This window comes from Candidatus Vondammii sp. HM_W22 (assembly GCF_022530855.2).
Taxonomy (GTDB): Bacteria; Pseudomonadota; Gammaproteobacteria; order Chromatiales; family Chromatiaceae; genus Vondammii.
On sequence record NZ_CP099567.1, the window covers coordinates 1430417 to 1452034 of the forward strand.

At 49.0% G+C, this 21618-nt stretch carries 14 protein-coding genes, 1 other RNA gene and 5 pseudogenes; 9 read left to right on the forward strand and 11 right to left on the reverse strand.

Going from position 1 to position 21618, the window contains the following annotated elements:
* Nucleotides 1-42 precede the first annotated feature (42 nt).
* Together yjgA and recJ are read right to left on the reverse strand one after the other, a co-directional pair.
* Nucleotides 43-549, reverse strand: a complete 507-nt coding sequence (yjgA, locus tag MN084_RS08035; RefSeq protein ID WP_241087321.1) for a ribosome biogenesis factor YjgA — start codon at nt 547-549, stop codon at nt 43-45.
* A 51-nt stretch (nt 550-600) separates the two neighbouring features.
* Nucleotides 601-2337 (reverse strand): single-stranded-DNA-specific exonuclease RecJ, encoded by a 1737-nt coding sequence (gene recJ, locus MN084_RS08040; RefSeq protein WP_241087403.1) that lies wholly within the window; start codon nt 2335-2337, stop codon nt 601-603.
* Nucleotides 2338-2454: 117 nt separating this feature from the next.
* Between recJ and MN084_RS08045 the strand changes: the two genes are divergently transcribed.
* Together MN084_RS08045 and cysZ are read left to right on the forward strand one after the other, a co-directional pair.
* Nucleotides 2455-3189, forward strand: coding sequence for a 4'-phosphopantetheinyl transferase family protein (locus MN084_RS08045; RefSeq protein WP_241087320.1), 735 nt, complete (start codon nt 2455-2457; stop codon nt 3187-3189).
* A gap of 83 nt (nt 3190-3272) precedes the next feature.
* The gene (gene cysZ / locus MN084_RS08050) at nt 3273-4016 is read left to right on the forward strand and encodes a sulfate transporter CysZ (RefSeq protein WP_241087319.1); all 744 of its coding nucleotides are present in this window, start codon (nt 3273-3275) and stop codon (nt 4014-4016) included.
* A 176-nt stretch (nt 4017-4192) separates the two neighbouring features.
* On the opposite strand, the pseudogene MN084_RS08055 reads toward cysZ, so the two are convergent.
* Together MN084_RS08055 and MN084_RS08060 are read right to left on the reverse strand one after the other, a co-directional pair.
* Nucleotides 4193-5154 (reverse strand): annotated as a pseudogene (locus tag MN084_RS08055) (aminotransferase class I/II-fold pyridoxal phosphate-dependent enzyme).
* 5 nt (nt 5155-5159) lie between these two features.
* Nucleotides 5160-5933 (reverse strand): HAD family hydrolase, encoded by a 774-nt coding sequence (locus tag MN084_RS08060; protein ID WP_241087318.1) that lies wholly within the window; start codon nt 5931-5933, stop codon nt 5160-5162.
* Between the two features lie 165 nt (nt 5934-6098).
* Between MN084_RS08060 and dksA the strand changes: the two genes are divergently transcribed.
* Entirely contained in the window at nt 6099-6542 is a 444-nt protein-coding gene (gene dksA, locus MN084_RS08065) for an RNA polymerase-binding protein DksA (RefSeq protein ID WP_241087317.1), read from the forward strand.
* 64 nt (nt 6543-6606) lie between these two features.
* Nucleotides 6607-7497, forward strand: coding sequence for a tRNA glutamyl-Q(34) synthetase GluQRS (gene gluQRS, locus MN084_RS08070; RefSeq protein ID WP_241087316.1), 891 nt, complete (start codon nt 6607-6609; stop codon nt 7495-7497).
* Here gluQRS and MN084_RS08075 read toward each other — a convergent pair.
* The gene (locus MN084_RS08075) at nt 7481-7657 is read right to left on the reverse strand and encodes a TOBE domain-containing protein (RefSeq protein ID WP_241087402.1); all 177 of its coding nucleotides are present in this window, start codon (nt 7655-7657) and stop codon (nt 7481-7483) included. The two genes, gluQRS and MN084_RS08075, sit on opposite strands and share 17 nt — an antisense overlap.
* A pseudogene (locus tag MN084_RS19550) lies at nt 7647-7727 on the reverse strand (ATP-binding cassette domain-containing protein); the annotation flags it as partial. The gene MN084_RS08075 and the pseudogene MN084_RS19550, both read right to left, overlap by 11 nt.
* Nucleotides 7728-8524: 797 nt before the next feature.
* Between MN084_RS19550 and MN084_RS08085 the strand changes: the two are divergent.
* A complete protein-coding gene (locus MN084_RS08085; protein WP_241086558.1) occupies nt 8525-11563 on the forward strand; it encodes a Tn3 family transposase in 3039 nt (1012 codons plus the stop codon).
* A 68-nt stretch (nt 11564-11631) separates the two neighbouring features.
* Nucleotides 11632-13674, forward strand: a complete 2043-nt coding sequence (gene topA / locus MN084_RS08090) for a type I DNA topoisomerase (RefSeq protein WP_241087315.1) — start codon at nt 11632-11634, stop codon at nt 13672-13674.
* 22 nt (nt 13675-13696) lie between these two features.
* Here topA and MN084_RS08095 read toward each other — a convergent pair.
* A pseudogene (locus tag MN084_RS08095) lies at nt 13697-16736 on the reverse strand (Tn3 family transposase).
* Nucleotides 16737-16903: 167 nt separating this feature from the next.
* Nucleotides 16904-17149: pseudogene (locus MN084_RS08100) on the reverse strand (transposase); the annotation flags it as partial.
* Between the two features lie 100 nt (nt 17150-17249).
* Here MN084_RS08100 and MN084_RS08105 point away from each other — a divergent pair.
* Nucleotides 17250-17518 (forward strand): annotated as a pseudogene (locus tag MN084_RS08105) (IS256 family transposase); the annotation flags it as partial.
* Between the two features lie 236 nt (nt 17519-17754).
* Here the strand turns inward: MN084_RS08105 and MN084_RS08110 are convergent.
* From MN084_RS08110 to MN084_RS08120, 3 genes are all read right to left on the reverse strand, one after another.
* Entirely contained in the window at nt 17755-18060 is a 306-nt protein-coding gene (locus MN084_RS08110) for an RnfH family protein (protein ID WP_241087314.1), read from the reverse strand.
* On the reverse strand, nt 18038-18475 hold the full coding sequence (locus MN084_RS08115; RefSeq protein ID WP_241087313.1) for a type II toxin-antitoxin system RatA family toxin: 438 nt from the start codon (nt 18473-18475) through the stop codon (nt 18038-18040). Before MN084_RS08115 ends, MN084_RS08110 begins: the two co-directional genes overlap by 23 nt.
* Nucleotides 18476-18765: 290 nt before the next feature.
* Nucleotides 18766-20136 carry a sodium-dependent transporter gene (locus MN084_RS08120; RefSeq protein WP_241087400.1) on the reverse strand — a complete coding sequence of 457 codons (1371 nt, stop codon included), beginning with the start codon at nt 20134-20136 and terminating at the stop codon, nt 18766-18768.
* 209 nt (nt 20137-20345) lie between these two features.
* Between MN084_RS08120 and smpB the strand changes: the two genes are divergently transcribed.
* Nucleotides 20346-20828 (forward strand): SsrA-binding protein SmpB, encoded by a 483-nt coding sequence (gene smpB / locus MN084_RS08125; RefSeq protein WP_241087312.1) that lies wholly within the window; start codon nt 20346-20348, stop codon nt 20826-20828.
* Nucleotides 20829-20918: 90 nt separating this feature from the next.
* Nucleotides 20919-21294, forward strand: a transfer-messenger RNA (tmRNA) gene (gene ssrA / locus MN084_RS08130).
* Nucleotides 21295-21618 lie beyond the last annotated feature (324 nt).

Here is a 21618-nt window from a genome sequence, read left to right on the forward strand (position 1 = left end):
TTGTTTGAGTTGGTTACTGTTATCGCTGATTTTGAAAGGTTTTTAGAGGCTCTTTAAATATGTGAATAATTTTCTTTGTGCGGCCGGAATCCTCTCTTCTGCTAGCTCTTTTTTTCCGGCCCGGATCAGTTGTCGCATGTGTTGCCTGTCGGCATCCGGGCAGAGACTGAGTAACTCATTCAAAACTTCATCATCTCCCTGGAGCAGTCGTTCGCGCCAGCGCTCAAGACGGTGAAAATGGTGGGTATCCTGAAGATGATCATCATCCATACGGGAAAACAGTTGCTCTACCTGCTCGGCATCTTCATTTTTCAACAATTTTGCCAGCCGACGGATATGCCTGCGCATGGCATTGTGACTCTTAATTCTTCGAGACTCCTCCAGCGCATCAATCATGGTGCGGCTAAAGTTAAGCTGCTCCCACTGCTGAGTCTTCAAACCGATCAGTCGTTCGCCCAATTTCTCCAGGGCATGCATCTCGCGCTTAAGCTGGCTTTTGCTGACCAGCTCTTCTTCGAACTCATCTTCTGAATCAAAATCTTCAGACATATTATTTCCTATATTTTAACAGGGGTATTTTGCTGGTTTCTCAACCAACACTCACTCTAATACCTTCTCAAAATGTTCAACGATAAGTTGTAATTTCCGTGTACCTCTGAATTCATTGATATCCAGGCGGTAGGCGATATGCAGCTTTTCATTGCCATTTCCCGACTGGTTTTCTACCTGATTAAACGCGATCGCATCCACTCGCTGCCCCCCATCTTCCGGTTCCAGCACCATTTTAAGATGCCTCTCGCCGACGACTCGCAGGCTGACGATGCGAAACACACCATCAAACAGCGGTTCAGGAAAGCCTTGTCCCCAAGGACCGGAACTGCGTAAAAGTTCAGCCAGTTGAAACGATAAATCCCGGCAATCCAACGCACCATCAGACAGGATAACGCCATTCAACCCTTCAGCATCAATGCTTTCTCTGACCTGTGCATCAAACTGATCCTTGAAAGCATCGAAATCCGTCCTTCGAAGGCTCAACCCCGCTGCCATGGCATGCCCCCCGAATTTTTCCAGTAACTCAGGATAGCGGGTCGCGATTGCATCCAGGGCGTCCCGTATATGCAATCCCGGTATTGAGCGCGCAGACCCTTTGATCATACCCTCTTCAGCCGGTGCAAAGGCAATCACCGGGCGATGAAACCGCTCACGGATTCGAGCCGCCAGAATCCCGATGACGCCCTGATGCCAATCTTCCCTGAAAATGGCGAGTCCAAAAGGCAGGTCTCCATCAGGAATAAGCGTCTCTATATCTCCAACGGCCTGTTGTCGCATTTCATTTTCGATCTGACGACGCTCCCGGTTCAGTTCATCAAGTGACCTGGCCAGCTCAAACGCCACCGTTGCATCTTCTGTCAACAGACACTCGATGCCGATAGACATATCATCCAATCTACCGGCCGCATTGAGTCTTGGGCCTATGGCAAAGCCCAGATCGGATGCGACCACCCGTTGCAGATTTCGCCCTGAGCGCTCAAATAGAGCCTTGATACCTTCACAACAGTGGCCTGAACGAATTCGCTGCAACCCCTGATAGACCAGAATCCGGTTGTTGTGGTCCAAAGGAACCACATCGGCCACAGTGCCCAGTGCCACCAAATCCAGAAGTGCTGCCAGATTGGGTTCCTGAATCCCTTTTTGTTTAAACCACGCTTCACTGCGCAACAGCTTCCTCAATGCGACCATCAGGTAAAAAATCACACCGACACCGGCCAGATTCTTACTACTGAAGGATTCACCGGGATTATTTGGATTAACAATGACATCGGCATCCGGCAGAGTGCGGCCCGGTAAATGGTGATCGGTAATCAGCACCTGCATGCCCGCTGCCTTGGCTCTTTTCACACCCTGAATGCTTGAAATACCGTTATCCACCGTCACCAAAAGATCAGGCTTTCGCTTCAGCGCCTCCTCTACAATCTCCGGTGTCAGTCCATAGCCATACTCAAAGCGGTTGGGTACGAGATAATCAACCTGTTGAGCACCCATAGCTCTCAATGCCTTGATTGCGAGAGCACAGCTGGTCGCACCATCGGCATCGAAATCAGCAACGATGATGATTTTTTTGCCCTCTTTAATGGCACTAAAGAGCAGAATGGCTGCTTCTTTTGTCCCACCCAAGTTATCGGGTGTGAGCATCTGTTCCAAACCCATATCCAGCTCTTTGGATGAGGTCAGACCGCGCAGTGCATAAATCCGCCGCAACACCGGGTGCAACTGATCGGAGAGATCGTTGGTTACATCCGGCAGAGAGGAGCGGAGGATCTTCTTTTCAACTCTAATCATGGGTAAAAATGGCTCATTCAGACGAATTTCTTAAAATAGTATCTGCCCGGAAGCGATTAAAAAGAGGCATAATGGCAGCAGGATATCAGAAGCTATCCCACAGGACAGCCACTATTGAAACCATTAATCAATCCGGCGTGGCGTGCATCCCATGCCCACCCGGCCCTGCCCAAAAAAGGCGAACTCCACCTCTGGCTCATCTCACTTGAATTGGCAGAAGATGACTACTTGCCCCTTCTCTCTCCGGATGAGCTGGGGAGGCGTGTATGCCTGCTGTCACAGCAGGAAAAGAGGCGTTTCACGCTGGCCCGCGGATCCATGCGCGCTATCCTCTCAACCTATCTTGGGATAAAACCGCAGCAGCTGATTTTCAGCTATGGAGAGAAAGGAAAACCCTCTCTCAAGATCAATTCAGGTGATCTGCGGTTCAATCTCTCTCATGCTGGCAACCTTGCCCTGTTGGCCGTTACCCAGGGATTATCTGTCGGTGTCGACCTGGAGCCGATCACTGAGCGTGCGCAAGCACGCAGGATTGCCCAACGCATTTTTGAACCTGCAATAGTCAGCAGCCTCTCACAGCTTGATAATGATGAGTACCCGCTCCATTTCTTAGCGGAATGGACCGGTCTGGAGTCACGTGTAAAGGCCATCGGTAAGGGAGTGTTCTCGTCTGCAGACGAAGTCTCTGGCGTTGAGAGCAGAAATTTTCAGCCAGAAGAGGGATGGATAGCATCTGTGGCAATGGAGCAGGCCCTGCCGGCAGCCAAAAACTGGTTAAGTTTTCGTTTTCCGCACAGGAAAAGCGATCATGCAACTGCACTCCCAAAAGCTGAAACATTACGAATTTAGGATTCAGTTACTGTGCTTATTTGCCTAAACTCCCACACTTGTCGTCACATCGGAAGTAATTTCTCAAAGGCTTGTCAATCCCAATGAACAACAACCCATTACTCGGTTTCAACTATTTGCTTAAAGGCTTCCGCATGCTACAGCAGCCGGGGCTTAAACGTCACATCCTGGTTCCCCTGTTGATCAATATCATCGTTTTTTCCCTGGTTGGCTGGGCAGGTTACAGCTACTTTGACGCTTTTCTGAACAGTCTATTGCCGGAGTCGAGTATGTTCAGTTTTCTCCGCTGGATACTCTGGCCGCTGTTTGCATTAGCGGGAGTGCTCATCACCTTTTATACCTTTACGGCCATAGCCAACCTGATTGCAGCTCCATTCAACAGCCTGCTATCAGCAAAAGTCGAGCAGATGGTCACGGGGAAAATGCCACCGGAGAACCAGCAGGGTCTTAGCAAAATTATCCTGCCAACTATCCTTTCAGAGTTAAGAAAACTGAGCTATTTTCTAATCCGCGCATTGCCACTACTGCTGCTCTTTATCATTCCTGTCGTCAATATTGCAGCCCCTTTCTTATGGCTGTTATTCAGTGCCTGGTTCCTGGCACTGGAGTATGGCGATTACCCCATGGGAAACCATGGACTGAGATTTTCAGAACAGCATAACCGCATGAAACAGGTACGTTTTACTGCGATGGGGTTCGGTGGAGGAGTCACACTGCTGCTGCTGATTCCACTGCTCAACTTCGCCGCCATGCCTGCTGCGGTGGTGGGTGCCACGCTCTTCTGGTGTGAGAAACGTGAGAGTCTGGAGGCTCCTGAATTCAGTTAATCGGCCTAATCTAATGAAAAACAGGAGCACAGAGGTCGCAGAGGGTTATTGTTTTCAGATATTCCAGGAGCCCGTCGGATATAACGTTGTTCGGTGGTTTCGTTCGGGACACGCAGGAGCAGTCATGTTGGTGAGATGGTATCCGCCTATAACGCAGGTGTAAAGGGAGGTGGAAATCACAAATAAAGATGCAACCGGAATGGCAAAGCCAAGATCCGCAACGCTGGCAGCAAATAATCCCTCCGTTGCTGAAACGCCGCTTTACGCTGTTCCACAATCGCCTGAGTCTCTTCGGTAAATGCAGCCAGTGCAGCATACTGTGCAGGCGTGGGTGCCGAGAGAAAAATATTCTGCGCCAGCCGCTCCACCGCCGCCATGTAATGGACAGGGGCAACCAGCCAGCCAAGACGCCAACCGGTCATACCGTAGTATTTAGAGAAACTGTTAATGATGAACAGGTCATCCGCAACAGACAGTGCCGTACTTTCGTCCGAGCCGTAGACCAGGCCATGATAGATTTCATCAACAATCAATGTGCCTCCGCGGGCACTCACCACCTGATAAATAGCGTTAAGTTCTTCCCGGTCAATCAGAGTGCCTGTAGGGTTGACGGTGAGGCAATCATCACTGCGCGCGTGTTCTCACTCCACGCCTCTGCGACAAGGTTTGCAGTCAGTTGATAATCGGTTTCCGGCCCTACCGCAAGGGTGATAGGTTCACCTGATACCAGTTGTACAAAATGCCGGTTGCAGGGATAACCCGGATCAGCCATTAATACAGCCTCTCCAGGGTTTATCAATACACTCATCACCAACTGCAGAGCACCTGAGGCACCGGGGGTAACCAGCACTCTCGCAGCATCCACTGCAACGCCATAACGATGCTGGTAATCATTGACTATCGCCTTGCGAAGCTCAGGTATGCCGGTAGCCGGTGTGTAGTGTACCTGACCATCATCCAGGGCCTGCTTGCCGGCTTGAATAATGGAACTTGGTGTATTGAAGTCAGGTTCTCCAATTTCCATGTGGATAATTGATCGCCCTTGTGCCTCCAGCTCCTTGGCGCGAGCCAGTAGTTCCATCACATAAAAAGGCCGAATTTTATCCATCTGGGTTGCAGCTGCCCGAGTTTTGCTCATTGTTTTTATTCCCAAACGGCACCATGGAGCTTTTTCAGTAGATCCAGATCTATAATTGATACTGGTGCAAAATCTCCTGCCAGTTTGCTGCACTCTCCCGGTTGCTCACCCAGTTGATCAACAACCAGACTAGCATTGTCAAATGACTCACCCTGGGTATAGCCATTGACAGTAACGACGACCGACCGAACACCGGAAGAGAGCGCCGAGCGTAGACCATTATCGGAGTCTTCCACAGCCAGACACTGTTCCGGTTTGAGATTAAGCTGCTCCATCGCCCAGGTATAAATATCCGGCGCCGGTTTTTTTGCCGGAACAACATCGCCGGCAGCAATCACTTCAAACGGTGCTTCACTTCCGTGACCGAGACTGTTTTCCAGTAATGCGGCCACATTCTCTGGCGTTGTGGTTGTAACCACGGCCATTCGCATTCCCGCGTTCTCTGCCTCTTTCAGCAAACGGCGAACACCATTACGCAGGGGAATAGCCCCCTTCTCCAGCAGTTCCACGTAGCAGCGGGTTTTGGACTGGTGCAGAGAGGCAATAAACTGATCCAAATTATCCGGCTTCTCAAATTCCCGGTTAAATTTTTCCAGGTAGTGACGTACGCGTTCTTTACCACCAGTCACTTTCAGGAGTGCGCCATAGAGCGGTTCATCCCAGTGCCAATCCAACCCGGCTTCCTTGAAAGCCGTATTGAACGCAACACGATGACCATCACGCTCAGTATTAGCAAGGGTGCCATCAACATCAAATAACAGGGCCTTTAAATTAGCCACATTTTCTTCCTTTTTAGTAGATTCTGAATTCTGCAGGGATTTTACCCAATGATGCCGGCAGATACATCAGGAAGAAGAGGTAGAGAGAGACTGCCCTTGCCCAAAAGAGGATTTTCTGGTTATCATAGTGGACTTCACTATGTGAGGTTTCAGGAGTTTCATTGAATGGCTGCAAAGAAGAAAACCGACCGCGACCGGATAGGCCCGTTCGGCTTCGAGCCCTATAAAGAGGCCAGGGGCGAAGAGTATATGAACGAAAAGCAGGAAGAGCATTTTCGTGGGATCCTCTCCGCTTGGAAGCAGGAGTTGATGGAAGAAGTTGACCGGACCGTCGGCCATATGAAGGATGATGCGGCAAATTTTCCTGACCCCAACGACCGGGCTACACAGGAATCCGAGTTCAGCCTTGAGCTGCGTACCCGGGACAGAGAACGCAAATTAATTAAAAAAATTGATGATACCCATGATTTAATTGATGAGCATGAGTATGGCTATTGTGAAGCCTGTGGCGTTGAAATCGGCATCCGTCGCCTCGAGGCCAGGCCTACCGCCACTCTCTGTATCGACTGCAAAACCCTGGATGAAATCAGGGAAAAGCAGAGGAAATAAGCTCCCTGTTGACTCATTGTAAACGAAAGTTTGAAACAAGCCGGCAACTGCCGGCTTTTTCATTATGACCCGCAAAAAACAAAACTACCGGGGAAGATTTGCCCCGTCACCCACCGGCCCTCTCCACTTCGGCTCGCTGGTTGCAGCCATGGGCAGTTATCTGGATGCCCGTAGCCGTGGAGGAGCTTGGCTGGTCCGTATGGAAGACCTCGATACTCCCAGAGAGATACCGGGTGCTGCCAGCGATATTCTGCAAACCCTGGAACGCTTCGGTTTTGAATGGGATGGCGAAGTGCTTTACCAAAGCAGCCGTCAGGAGGCCTACCGGGAGGCATTGGCCACCCTGATAAGCGATAATGCCGTTTTCCCCTGCAGTTGTAGTCGCCGTGAAGTTGCTGAAGCGGGCCTGCAGGGCATGGAGGGACCCAGATATTCGGGGAAATGCCGCCAACAACGAATGACTAAAACGCATTCCGGTGCTGTGCGTGTACGTACCCATCAGGAACAGATTCAATTCAAAGATAGAATCTGCAAGCAGATTTCACAGAATCTTGAGCTGGACATCGGTGACTTTATCGTACGCCGTGCCGATGGCCTTTTTGCTTATCAGTTGGCGGTGGTGGTAGATGATGCTTTTCAGCAGGTCAACCAGATCGTTCGCGGTGCCGATCTTCTCTGCTCCACACCACGCCAGATCCATCTTCAGCAGTTACTTGGATTAACCACCCCGGAATATGCTCATCTCCCTCTGGTGCTGAATGATAGTGGCCAGAAACTGAGCAAGAAGACCGGCGCTTTTCCTGTCGATAAAGAGTCGCCTCTGCCCAGCCTTATCGCTGCCCTTGAATTTCTCAACCAACCCTTGCCAAATGAAACGCCCGGGTCATTATCCAGCTTTTGGGAATGGGCCATAGCCCACTGGAGCCTCTCCCCTCTTGTTACTCAGGAAAAATGACCGGATTCTGAATATCGGTCCCCACCTTCACCTGCTCACCCACAATAAACTCATGGTGGCTGGGCATCAGACACTGCAGCATAGTGCCATCATGTAACTTCAGGGTATAGAAATATTCAGCCCCTCTGAACACCCTGACTACCACCTTAGAACAGCTCATCGAGCAGCAAAATATCCGGCCTGAGGGCCATTGCCCTGGCCAGTGCGATACACTGTTGCTGCCCAAATGACGTAGTAATCCATTAGTATTCTCATTGGTGCCCTGCTGCCAGAGGGGAATAAAGATCAGCAAAGTAAACATTCATGCCTGTGGCCTCTTCAATTTTCTTGAACCGAGCACATTCTTTACCGTTATCAACCATCAGGATTTTACGCCATTTCTCTGGTATGATCTTGAAGGCAGAATTATGTCTGCCAGATAATTCAAGTATCTGCCGATTTGTCGCTCACTTTAGCGACAACCTGTAGGCGGCTCTTTCTTTCCACATGGTTGGCAATACCACCTGTGAGCCCTTAGCCCCTTAACACTGTCACCTCTCCAGTGGCTAAAGCGACGGTCACAGGACAATCATGGATGCTGGCACGATAGGGTATCAAACCACGTCTAGTCCCGTATTTCTGCTGTCTTAAACGCTTTTTGTACTGCCTTAGCAGGTGCTAGTAAAGGGAACCGCCTTGTGCAACATCCTCGTATATCCATCGATAGATACCTTCTTGGCTAATTCTCAGGCGGGCACTTCGAAGGTGATCCAGCTTCAATTGTTTCCGGTGACCAATGGGGTTCTGGGGACATTCCGTCCTAAAGTGACACTTATCGCTACAGCCCACGCCTCATAAGGCTTCAGAGGTGCCTTAATTTTCGAAATCACTGCAATATCCCAATTATGGGGTCCTAGGGATTTTCCCTCGTAAACGGACATAAACGGCTAGATCCCTTTCCCCGCCTACGTTTCCCGAGAGGGGTACTTTTCGATTTCCGAACATTTTAGGGTAATTTGGCTAGAATCGTGGCCTTTAGGTAACGATTATGACCACAGAGAAACGACTCAAGATCCTCACCGAAGCGGAAATTGTTGACTTGTTCGGCCCGCCAGCACTCAATCAAAACGATCAACGATTCTTCTTCACACTCAATGATATCGAATTGGCCCAGTGCCAGAAGATTCGCAGGCGTGATCAACGCTGCATGTTCGTTGTGTTGCTCGGCTACTTTAAAGTGAAGCCCATTTCTTTGAGTCCCGGCTACCACCAGATCAAGCATGATATTAAATATGTCTGCTCAGAAGTGTTTCCCGGTTCCGGTCTGAGTCCCTTCAATCTAACTCAAAAAACTCGTGTGCGTATCTATCATCGCATATACGAATTAACAAACCATCAACGCTGGGAGAACGAACGGCACAGCGCCGCGCTGACAATAGACCTTCGCGAACACGCACAAGCATGGGCTCAACCGCGAGCGTTGTTTGACAGGGCTATTGAATACTTAGCGGCACAAAAAATTAGCATTCCTGGGTACTCAGTTTTGCAAGACTTGATCAGTGATGTCGTCAGTGCTACCAACGATCAACTCATTCGCCAACTCGAAGACCTCATCTCTGTTGACTTGACTTCTATGTTGTCTGACTTTGTCGAAGGCAATGACCCACTGACTCTACGGCGGTTAAGAATGGCGGCTAAGAACATTACAAGGAGTGAGTTGCAAAAAGAACTCGCCGTACATCAGCACATTCAATCTTGGATGCTAGAAGTCGATGAGGTTTTAAGTCAGCTATCAATATCGTTGAAGAATCAGCAGTACTTTGCTGAAAGAGTGACTTACTATGGTGCCAAACTAAAACGCCAACCTGTTGGTTATCAACGCCTCTACTTGTTGTGCTATTTGCAATCGCGTTGGCAACAGGCACTGGAACGAATAGCCGATGGCTTTGTTCATCATCTTTTTCAAAGAAAACAGAAAGCCAAAATATACGCGAGAGAATCTGTTTATCAAGACTGGCAACGAGCTGCGAGTAACGTCAGTAAAGCGGCGCAAGTGTTGCGTCTTTTTATCGACGACAGAGTAGATCAACAACAACCGTTTGGGGCGTTACGGCAGCATGCTTTTAAACTTCTAGCGGCGAAAGATCTGGAATCCGTTTGCCTGTTTTTGAATGATCAAAAGCGATCGGTTGAAGAGGCCACGTGGCAGTACTTCGATCACCGGGTGAGCTTACGAGAAGGCTTACTTCGTGATCTATTCCTGTGCTTGCACTTTGAAGGCGGTGAAAAAACACAGCGCCTGGCAGCTACACTGCATCGTGCGCAGCGTGATCTTATCGCCGATGGTGAAATCTCAATCGGCGCAATGGATAGCCGCTTGCCTACCAAGAAGCAATTGTCGTTCATGCAAGACTCGAGCGGCGTGATGAATAAAGGTCGGTACGAATGGTTCCTTTACTTGCAAATCCCCAATCGGTTGAATGGCCAGCTCACACTGCCAAATGTGTTTAAATACAGGGCTTTGGAGGCTGATCTAGTCAATCGTGAGCGATGGACAGAAGAAAAAGACGCGCTATTAGAGCGCACCCAGTTGCCTAAATTAGCCGCCAATCCCAACAAACTCATTGACCAAATGGCCAAAAACCTGGGTGTTAGATTACAAGAAGTGAGTCACTATCTAGAACACGATGACAACCGAAATATTATCCTGAGAAACCCCAAAGGAAAGCGCCATTGGCGCTTACCCACGGCCAACAAAAAGTACTTGGTCAATAATCCGTTCTTCCAGCAACTACCCACGACTGGCGTTGCCGATGTGTTGCGAATGGTCGATCGCGACACAGGCTTCCTTGATGACTTTAAGCATGTACTGGGTGCACAGTCGAAGAGCCGAGCACACGAGTATGACCTGTTGGCTATCTTGGTGGGCAACGCGACCAACCAAGGCATTTATGGTATCGCTCAAATATCCGATCGCACTTACGATCAGCTCAGCACCATTCAGGCGAACTATCTGAGGTTAGAAACACTGAACGCAGCCAACGATCGCATCAACAACGCAACGGCTAAGCTTCCGATCTTCAAGCACTACAATATCCAAGAAGATGTTATCCACGCCAGTGCTGATGGTCAGAAGTTCGAATCCCGGCGTGAGACATTTAAAACACGTTACTCGTCAAAATACTTTGGCACGCAAAAAGGCGTGTCGGCCATGAGCTTGATCGCCAATCATGCGGCCATCAATGCTCGTGTGATCGGTGCTAACGAGCACGAGTCCCACTACATCTTCGATCTACTGATGAACAATAGTTCCGAGATCGTGCCAGACGTACTGTCTACCGATACGCACGGAGTCAATCACATCAACTTCGCATTGCTAGATCTCTTTGGGTACAGCTTTGCTCCACGCTATGCTCAGGTGGGTCGTGTCATCAATGAGATGTTCGATGTCAAAGAAGACAAGGATAAGAAAATCCAATTGAGTCTGAAAAAGCCCATCAACACCAAGCTCATCGCGGCTCACTGGGATACTATACAACGGATCATGATCTCACTTTATGAACGCAAAACAACGCAAGCGACATTGGTTAGAAAGCTCTCAGGTTACAAAAGCAGCCACCCGTTACTCGGGGCACTAACGGAATACAATCGTATGGTGAAAGCGAATTATTTACTCAACTACATCGATGACGTCAGTCTGCGCGACTACGTTCAGCGAGCACTCAATCGAGGCGAGGCTTACCACCAACTGCGTCGTGCAATCAGCAACGTCAATGGTGATCAGTTCCGCGGCAGCTCGGATGAGGAGATCCAACTGTGGAACGAATGTGCTCGCCTGGTTACCAACGCTATAATCTACTTTAACTCGGCCATACTCAGTCAGTTGCTGACTAGCTTTGAATATCAGAAGGATGATGAAAAAATCCAGATCGTCAAACAAGCCTCCCCAGTTGCCTGGTACAACATCAACCTGAAAGGCACCTACAACTTCCAAATGAGTGGGAAATTGCCGGATCTGGACGAATTAATGAGCTCAATCGACGGTTATAAGCCTGTTCAGGAAAAGTACCCACATCCGGAAACGTAAGCAGGGCATGGGATCTAGCCGTTTATGTCCGTTTACGAGGGAAAATCCCTAGGACCCCTAATCGAAAAATGGGCGTAGAAGCGCCTGACTTTAAACCGGAGTATCAGCCGACTGATCGAGGCGCTGAAGTTATACGGCGGTTACGTGGTTTGGTTGCTAGTGCGAGTGAAGTTTATTTAGCTACTGACCCAGATAGAGAAGGAGAGGCCATCGCTTGGCATCTAGAAGATGCTTTGAAACTCACTAATCCTCGGCGGGTTACATTTGGTGAAATCACCAAGACTGAAGTTAGAGCGGCGATAGCAGCACCTCGCGAAATTGATATGCAACAGGTGGCAGCTCAAGAGGGGAGGCGTGTTTTAGATCGGTTGGTAGGTTATACGGTTTCTCCGATAGTCTCAAATCACACCGGGACTACTGGCCTTTCAGCAGGTCGAGTGCAAACGCCTGCTGTCCGGTTAGTACTGGATAGGGAGCGCGAAATAAAGAGCTTCAGTTCCACTCAACACTATGGGGCCGAACTGACTTTTTCAAATACATGGACGGCTCAGTGGCTCACAAAAACTCATTTGGAAGAGGGCGGTGAGTATTTCCAGAATGAAGCCTTCGCTAAACAAATTGCTGAAATCCGATCTGTAAATGTCGTCTCTTGCGAAGAGAAAACGGCCAAACAATCACCACCGCCGCCGTTTATCACTTCGACGCTGCAGCAGGCGGCAAGTCACGTCTTAAAAATGAATCCTAAGCAAGCGATGCAGGTAGCGCAAAAGCTCTACGAGCAAGGCGCTATTACCTATATGCGTACCGATAGTCCAAATCTGTCGGAAGAGGCCATAACAGCGATTTATGGTATAGCAGAAACCAAAGGACTACCGGCGGCTGAGAAGCCCCGTAAATGGAAAGCAAAAGCAGATGCCCAAGAAGCGCATGAGGCCATCAGACCTAGTAATTTTAGTGCTGAAAGAGCAGGGGAGACCGTAGAAGAGCAAGCCCTATATCGCCTCATTTGGAATAGAGCCGTGGCCTGTCAATTAGCAGAAGCCGAGTACGCGGTGCGAACCGCTCTTTTGCAGGCTCAAGAACCCATAGATGGGCGAGTTATACAGTTTGAGGCGAAAGGGCGAAAACTAACCAGCCCTGGTTGGAAGGCTTTGGTAGAGCAAGATCAATCCGAAGAGAAAGAGAAAGAGAAAACCCCTAACCCGGTACCTAAGCTAGAGGCTGGGAATGGTTTAACCGCCAACGCAGGGCGCTTGCTCACCAAGAAAACCAAGGCACCAAAACGCTTTACAGAGGCGTCTTTGATCAAAGAACTAGAGAAACGTGGTATTGGTCGCCCGTCAACCTATGCGGCGATTATGGAGAACATCATCCATTCTAAAAACTATATCACTGTAGATAAATCTCGCTTCTTAGTCCCAACTGACAAAGCCGCACTTGTTATCGATTCGCTCAGAGGCCATTTCGGTTTTTTGGATTATGAATTCACACGGTCGATGGAAGCCGATCTAGACCAAGTAGCCATTGGTCAGGCGAGCTATAAAAAAGTGGTATCAGAGTGTCATAGCCAATTGGTGGGTGAAGTAGAGGAATTTACTTGCTCGGTAGCACCCAAGTACCCCTGTTTAGAATGCGGTAAGCCGATGCTAAAACGGAAAGGTAAACCAGATAAAGCCACAAAGAAAAAAACATATTTCTGGGGCTGTTCAGCGTATCCAGAATGTAATCACTCCTTACCCGATGATAACGGACAGCCTGGGATAAGGGCACTGAAGAAGCCACCAGTTCTAAGCGACCATAAATGTCCTGATTGCTCCGGGCCACTAGTAAAGAGGAATGGTCAGAAAGGTGTTTTTTGGGGGTGTTCAGCGTTCCCAAAATGCGATCTCACTTTGCCGGATGACAACGGAGTTCCAGGTAAAAGAGTGGCGAAGGCGGTTCCTGTTCTAAGCGAGCATAAATGTCCTGATTGCTCCAAACCGCTAGTACATCGAGTAAAGAAAGGAGCCGGTGCCTTTGATTTCTGGGGGTGTTCTGGGTACCCCGTTTGTGAAACGACGATGAACAATAAAGATGGGGTCCTAGGGATTTTCCCTCGTAAACGGACATAAACGGCTAGATCCCATGCCCTGCTTACGTTTCCGGATGTGGGTACTTTTCCTGAACAGGCTTATAACCGTCGATTGAGCTCATTAATTCGTCCAGATCCGGCAATTTCCCACTCATTTGGAAGTTGTAGGTGCCTTTCAGGTTGATGTTGTACCAGGCAACTGGGGAGGCTTGATTTGACGATCTGGATTTTTTCATCATCCTTCTGATATTCAAAGCTAGTCAGCAACTGACTGAGTATGGCCGAGTTAAAGTAGATTATAGCGTTGGTAACCAGGCGAGCACATTCGTTCCACAGTTGGATCTCCTCATCCGAGCTGCCGCGGAACTGATCACCATTGACGTTGCTGATTGCACGACGCAGTTGGTGGTAAGCCTCGCCTCGATTGAGTGCTCGCTGAACGTAGTCGCGCAGACTGACGTCATCGATGTAGTTGAGTAAATAATTCGCTTTCACCATACGATTGTATTCCGTTAGTGCCCCGAGTAACGGGTGGCTGCTTTTGTAACCTGAGAGCTTTCTAACCAATGTCGCTTGCGTTGTTTTGCGTTCATAAAGTGAGATCATGATCCGTTGTATAGTATCCCAGTGAGCCGCGATGAGCTTGGTGTTGATGGGCTTTTTCAGACTCAATTGGATTTTCTTATCCTTGTCTTCTTTGACATCGAACATCTCATTGATGACACGACCCACCTGAGCATAGCGTGGAGCAAAGCTGTACCCAAAGAGATCTAGCAATGCGAAGTTGATGTGATTGACTCCGTGCGTATCGGTAGACAGTACGTCTGGCACGATCTCGGAACTATTGTTCATCAGTAGATCGAAGATGTAGTGGGACTCGTGCTCGTTAGCACCGATCACACGAGCATTGATGGCCGCATGATTGGCGATCAAGCTCATGGCCGACACGCCTTTTTGCGTGCCAAAGTATTTTGACGAGTAACGTGTTTTAAATGTCTCACGCCGGGATTCGAACTTCTGACCATCAGCACTGGCGTGGATAACATCTTCTTGGATATTGTAGTGCTTGAAGATCGGAAGCTTAGCCGTTGCGTTGTTGATGCGATCGTTGGCTGCGTTCAGTGTTTCTAACCTCAGATAGTTCGCCTGAATGGTGCTGAGCTGATCGTAAGTGCGATCGGATATTTGAGCGATACCATAAATGCCTTGGTTGGTCGCGTTGCCCACCAAGATAGCCAACAGGTCATACTCGTGTGCTCGGCTCTTCGACTGTGCACCCAGTACATGCTTAAAGTCATCAAGGAAGCCTGTGTCGCGATCGACCATTCGCAACACATCGGCAACGCCAGTCGTGGGTAGTTGCTGGAAGAACGGATTATTGACCAAGTACTTTTTGTTGGCCGTGGGTAAGCGCCAATGGCGCTTTCCTTTGGGGTTTCTCAGGATAATATTTCGGTTGTCATCGTGTTCTAGATAGTGACTCACTTCTTGTAATCTAACACCCAGGTTTTTGGCCATTTGGTCAATGAGTTTGTTGGGATTGGCGGCTAATTTAGGCAACTGGGTGCGCTCTAATAGCGCGTCTTTTTCTTCTGTCCATCGCTCACGATTGACTAGATCAGCCTCCAAAGCCCTGTATTTAAACACATTTGGCAGTGTGAGCTGGCCATTCAACCGATTGGGGATTTGCAAGTAAAGGAACCATTCGTACCGACCTTTATTCATCACGCCGCTCGAGTCTTGCATGAACGACAATTGCTTCTTGGTAGGCAAGCGGCTATCCATTGCGCCGATTGAGATTTCACCATCGGCGATAAGATCACGCTGCGCACGATGCAGTGTAGCTGCCAGGCGCTGTGTTTTTTCACCGCCTTCAAAGTGCAAGCACAGGAATAGATCACGAAGTAAGCCTTCTCGTAAGCTCACCCGGTGATCGAAGTACTGCCACGTGGCCTCTTCAACCGATCGCTTTTGATCATTCAAAAACAGGCAAACGGATTCCAGATCTTTCGCCGCTAGAAGTTTAAAAGCATGCTGCCGTAACGCCCCAAACGGTTGTTGTTGATCTACTCTGTCGTCGATAAAAAGACGCAACACTTGCGCCGCTTTACTGACGTTACTCGCAGCTCGTTGCCAGTCTTGATAAACAGATTCTCTCGCGTATATTTTGGCTTTCTGTTTTCTTTGAAAAAGATGATGAACAAAGCCATCGGCTATTCGTTCCAGTGCCTGTTGCCAACGCGATTGCAAATAGCACAACAAGTAGAGGCGTTGATAACCAACAGGTTGGCGTTTTAGTTTGGCACCATAGTAAGTCACTCTTTCAGCAAAGTACTGCTGATTCTTCAACGATATTGATAGCTGACTTAAAACCTCATCGACTTCTAGCATCCAAGATTGAATGTGCTGATGTACGGCGAGTTCTTTTTGCAACTCACTCCTTGTAATGTTCTTAGCCGCCATTCTTAACCGCCGTAGAGTCAGTGGGTCATTGCCTTCGACAAAGTCAGACAACATAGAAGTCAAGTCAACAGAGATGAGGTCTTCGAGTTGGCGAATGAGTTGATCGTTGGTAGCACTGACGACATCACTGATCAAGTCTTGCAAAACTGAGTACCCAGGAATGCTAATTTTTTGTGCCGCTAAGTATTCAATAGCCCTGTCAAACAACGCTCGCGGTTGAGCCCATGCTTGTGCGTGTTCGCGAAGGTCTATTGTCAGCGCGGCGCTGTGCCGTTCGTTCTCCCAGCGTTGATGGTTTGTTAATTCGTATATGCGATGATAGATACGCACACGAGTTTTTTGAGTTAGATTGAAGGGACTCAGACCGGAACCGGGAAACACTTCTGAGCAGACATATTTAATATCATGCTTGATCTGGTGGTAGCCGGGACTCAAAGAAATGGGCTTCACTTTAAAGTAGCCGAGCAACACAACGAACATGCAGCGTTGATCACGCCTGCGAATCTTCTGGCACTGGGCCAATTCGATATCATTGAGTGTGAAGAAGAATCGTTGATCGTTTTGATTGAGTGCTGGCGGGCCGAACAAGTCAACAATTTCCGCTTCGGTGAGGATCTTGAGTCGTTTCTCTGTGGTCATAATCGTTACCTAAAGGCCACGATTCTAGCCAAATTACCCTAAAATGTTCGGAAATCGAAAAGTACCCCTCTCGGGAAACGTAGGCGGGGAAAGGGATCTAGCCGTTTATGTCCGTTTACGAGGGAAAATCCCTAGGACCCCAATTTGGGCGGGTTTAGTCCGCGTCACTTCAGTTTTAACAGCACCTCCCGCCAGCTCTGTGTGGACTCCCGTACACCATCCTCAATTGCCAGAAAATGCTTCTCACCACGCTCATTCACGCCGATCACCACCAGGGCACACAGCTTCGTCTGCTCTGCTCTCAATCCGCTGTAGACACCGTCTGCCCACACATACACCCAATGGCGCTTATCCAGACGCTCTTCGCACCAGCCCCGATATTCTTCTGCCCAGACCTGCTTCAGACGCGACACCCTAATCGTATCTCGAACTGCCAGCTTAATTCTTACTTATGGTGGCGTATCTCCAATGGTTGTTTTGATGTCTCGCAACAACAAATCAACCAGATACCCCGCTCTTTTTCAATTTCCTGCGCAGCACTGGCAGAGCATTCTGACCAGCAATCCGATTGAATCCACCTTCGGGACAATCCGCCATCGAACTAGGCGTTCCAAGGGCTGCCTATCGCGTGACGGCATGCTACACATGATGTTCAAACTCGGCCGGTGTGCCGAGAAGACGTGGAGACGATTACGGGGTTTCGATTATCTGGCGAAGGTGATAACCGGAATCAAATTTAAAGAGGGTGTTGAGGTAGCAGGAGTGATCAGGTCGCCGCTTGATTCAGCTGGCTAAACACCAGATTTGACCACAACTCTACCTCTCCCTCTGACAGAGCCAACTCTTACGTCATTACTTTTCTAAAGGGATCGATTGGCGAAAAGATCACCGATCTATGGTGGAAAAGCTCAACAATAGACCTTGAAATGCCTCAATTGTCAAACGCTTAACGAAGTTTTTCTGAAGAATACAGGTGATGCACTTGCAACTGATTTTTCTAACCTCCCCACCACCTTTTTTAAGGTGTTTCCCTTCGGGCTGCTCGCTTTTTCCGGGCTTCTTTGGGGTCTGCGATCAGTGGTCGATAGATTTCAACACGGTCTCCCGGTTGCAGTTCTGCATCTTTTTTCGCTGCTTTCCCGAAAATGCCTGTTTTTACCTTTATTGGATCAATCTCAGGAAAATATTCCATTATTCGGGAGCGCTCTATCGCTTCCTGCAGTGTAATCGGCCTCTTAGCCTCAATTTTAAGGATCATCTGCTCATCTTCCCAAGCATAGGCCACTTCCACTTCAATAGTCTCACTTACCACCGTACACCTCATCTGCTCTTTTACAGAATGAATCTACCAATGTATTAGCGATCTGGCTGAATACCGCACTAAATGCCTTATCGATCAACTTTCCGGAAAACGAAAAATCCAGCTCCAGCTCAATTTTAGAAGCTGTTTCACTCAGCGCCTGCAGCCGCCACTCTCCTCGAAATTGCTTGAAAGGGCCTTCCCTGAGTTCTATTTCAATTTTTTCATGGGGAAATAACCGATTGCAGGTAGAGAACTTCTGCTTAATACCAACCCTGGCCACCTCTAATTCACCACACAGCAGATCGTCCGTCTGGGAAAGCAGCCTAGTGGAGTGGCACCAGGGAAGAAACTGCGGATAGGACTCCACGTCATTAATAAGGTCAAACATCTGTTCGGTGGAATGGGCTACCAAAGCGCTTTTATGTACAACTGGCACAGTGCTCTATCCAGGTTAGGCTAATTGAGGTCTGCATTTTATCTCACCTAGGAACTAGCAGAGGCGATATTCTACCTGATGAAGCAGAAACACAGTAGGCCGTTTTTTCACTCCCCTAAATAATTCCCATTGCATTTATAGGCTCTTCCCCTGATCAAGAGGATAAGTATCACCCAACCACTCCCTCAGGATAAAGATTCAGCCCTCCAAGGTGGAAGTAGATTGCATTGGGTATCTAGGCGTATAGATCTTTCTCTCTCATAAAGGGGTGCGTTAATCTATCCACTCAATTAGGGGAAGAGCCGGTTTATGAATATTGCCACAAACGCAGCAGGTGTTATGTATCTGATAACAAAATACCATAGCTTGAAGCTAAAACCATCTTTGCCCCCAAGTTCATCCACGACGGAAGATCGGGACATTACCCTGCCGGCAAAAAGCGCTATGGCAAGCCCTCCCAGGGGCAGAAGAAAAGTGGATGTCATGATATCCATCACATCGAACAGACCGTTGTTTTTAGTCTCACCGCCAAAACTGAATTGAAACGACCAGGAGCTGAATGACATGATTGTCACAATGCCCAACAACCAGGTACACACCCCTACCCGGGTTGCCGCCCGGCTCCTTTCAAATCCTTTGTTCTCCACCAGCCATGCAACTAGGGGCTCAACCAGCGATATGGAAGATGTCCAGGCGGCAAAAACCAGTAAGACAAAGAACAATGTACCGAAAAAGTCACCCCCGGGGATCTGGCCAAAGGCGATGGGGAGCGTTTGAAAAATCAGCCCAGGCCCGACATCGGCAGTCATGCCCGTGGCAAATACAATGGGAAAAATAGCGAGCCCGGATAGCAATGCTACAAGGGTATCCACCAACGCGATCGCTATGCTCACCTTGGCAATGGAGATACCATCGGGCAAATAGGAGCCATACATCATGATTGCCCCCACACCCAGACTAAGGGTGAAAAAAGAGTGTCCCATGGCGATCAAAATACCACCGACTGAAATCGCACCAAAATCAGGATTAAAGAGAAATCTCACACCCTCTTCGAACTTGCCAGTGGTGCCGGCAAAAACGAGAAGAATGAGCAGCAGAACGAATAGAGCAGGCATCAAAACTTTAATTGCCTGCTCCAGCCCCGGACGTACACCACGGGCAACCAGGACCGTTGTCATCACCATGAAAATGGTATGCCAGGCCAGCAACCGTTCTGGATCTGCTACTAGCCCCCTAAAGATGCTCGCCGCGCCCTCGGCCGTCACACCGGTAAAGATACCTGATGCCATGCGGACAATATAAGCCAGTGCCCAACCCGCAATGACGCCATAATAGGAGACAATAATAAAAGCGGCGAGAATGCCTAATGCTCCAACCACTCTCCAGGAAGAGGCCTTACCCGATTCCCTAGCCAATGTACACAGCGTGTTAATGGGGCTTTGGCGCCCTCGGCGGCCAATAAGTACTTCCGACATCATGATGGGAATGCCAATGAGTGCAATACAGAGAAGATAGATGAGAACAAAAGCCCCTCCCCCGTTTTCACCGGCAATATAGGGGAACTTCCAAATATTACCCAGGCCAACGGCCGAGCCGGTTGCCGCCAGAATAAACATCAGCCGCGAAGACCACTGACCATGCATTGAAATGCGCTCAGACAACCCTTGAATCCCCCTAGAAAATTCTATTTTTGTTTCGGTGTTCTGCCGTCCCACGAGAATGGATTCAGGGTAGCAGCGCTGCATTTTCAATGAAATCCTGTGACAAAACAAGGCAACCGTCCAAGTCGCCTGGACATCACACCAAAACCCGGATCGTTATTTACAGATCAAAGTGGCACACAACCACCTCTGTCACATACAATTAGCCCATGGCAAAAAAATCGAAGAAAAAGGCCCGTGACAGTGGTTCTACCATTGCCCTGAACAAAAAGGCCAAACACGAATATTTTATCCAGGAGCGCTACGAAGCGGGCATTGCCCTGGAAGGCTGGGAGGTCAAAAGCCTCAGAAACAAGAGTGTCCAGTTGAGTGAAAGCTATGTCACCATCAAGAGGAATGAAGCATTTCTCTTTGGCTGTCTGATGACGCCACTGGCTACCGCATCGACACACATACATCCCGATCCCACCAGGACCCGTAAACTCCTGCTTCATCGCCAGGAGTTGGATAAGCTGATCGGCCTGGTGGAGCGAAAGGGCTTCACCTTGGTCCCAACGGCCATGTATTGGAAAAAGGGGCTCGCAAAAGTCGAGATAGGTTTGGCCAAAGGCAAACAGTTACACGACAAACGGGCTACCGACAAAGATCGCGACTGGCAGAGAGACAAACAGCGTATTCTCAAGGCCCACTGATCCCAGGGTAATCTAAATCCCTATCCGACATTCAGTGTATGACAAGGAACTTTTTATACTCTATAATGTCTCCTGCATCTTTACGCACATGGGGGCGACATGGTTTCGACGTGGGTGATGAAACCTGAGGTGCATGCCGAGGATACAGATTCCCTCGTAAATAATTCTGTAACACTATAGTTGCCAACGACGACAACTACGCTCTCGCCGCTTAATAACCGGTAGAAGCCGTCTGACTGGAGCCGTTCTTGTGCGTCCAGAGTCCTTCGGGGCGTTCAGGCGTCACAGCTCACAAGATCGCGAAGAAACATGTCCGGGGTGGATTCGCTAAAACTTAACCGGGACCGCCGTATGCACGCCCTGTCTGTCGGGCAGTAGCCGGTTAAACACAATCGACAGCTCTAAGCATGTAGAGCCAAAGGCAGAGTACTTGCGGACGCGGGTTCGATTCCCGCCGCCTCCACCAATAATATCAATTTAGTTGCAAGCTGTTATGTTCCTCTGAAAGCCAAAAAGAGGAACATTTTCAGCCACTATCTTGTAGCCGTTCAGTGATGCCATTTTTTATTTTGGGAAGAAATTAAGTAGGTATTAACGAGTCAGCGCAGGATAACTAAGCGCTTAGGTTAGTCATTTACTTCCCCCAGTGCTATAATAACCCCGGCACCGCGCCAGGATGGCAAAACCAGAATGGAAGCTCGCCCCGCACCACCGACCTGCAACCCCAAAGCCATGACGTAACCCATTCCCAGTTGCCTGCTTGCCGACGATGCCGTCATGATGTGAGACG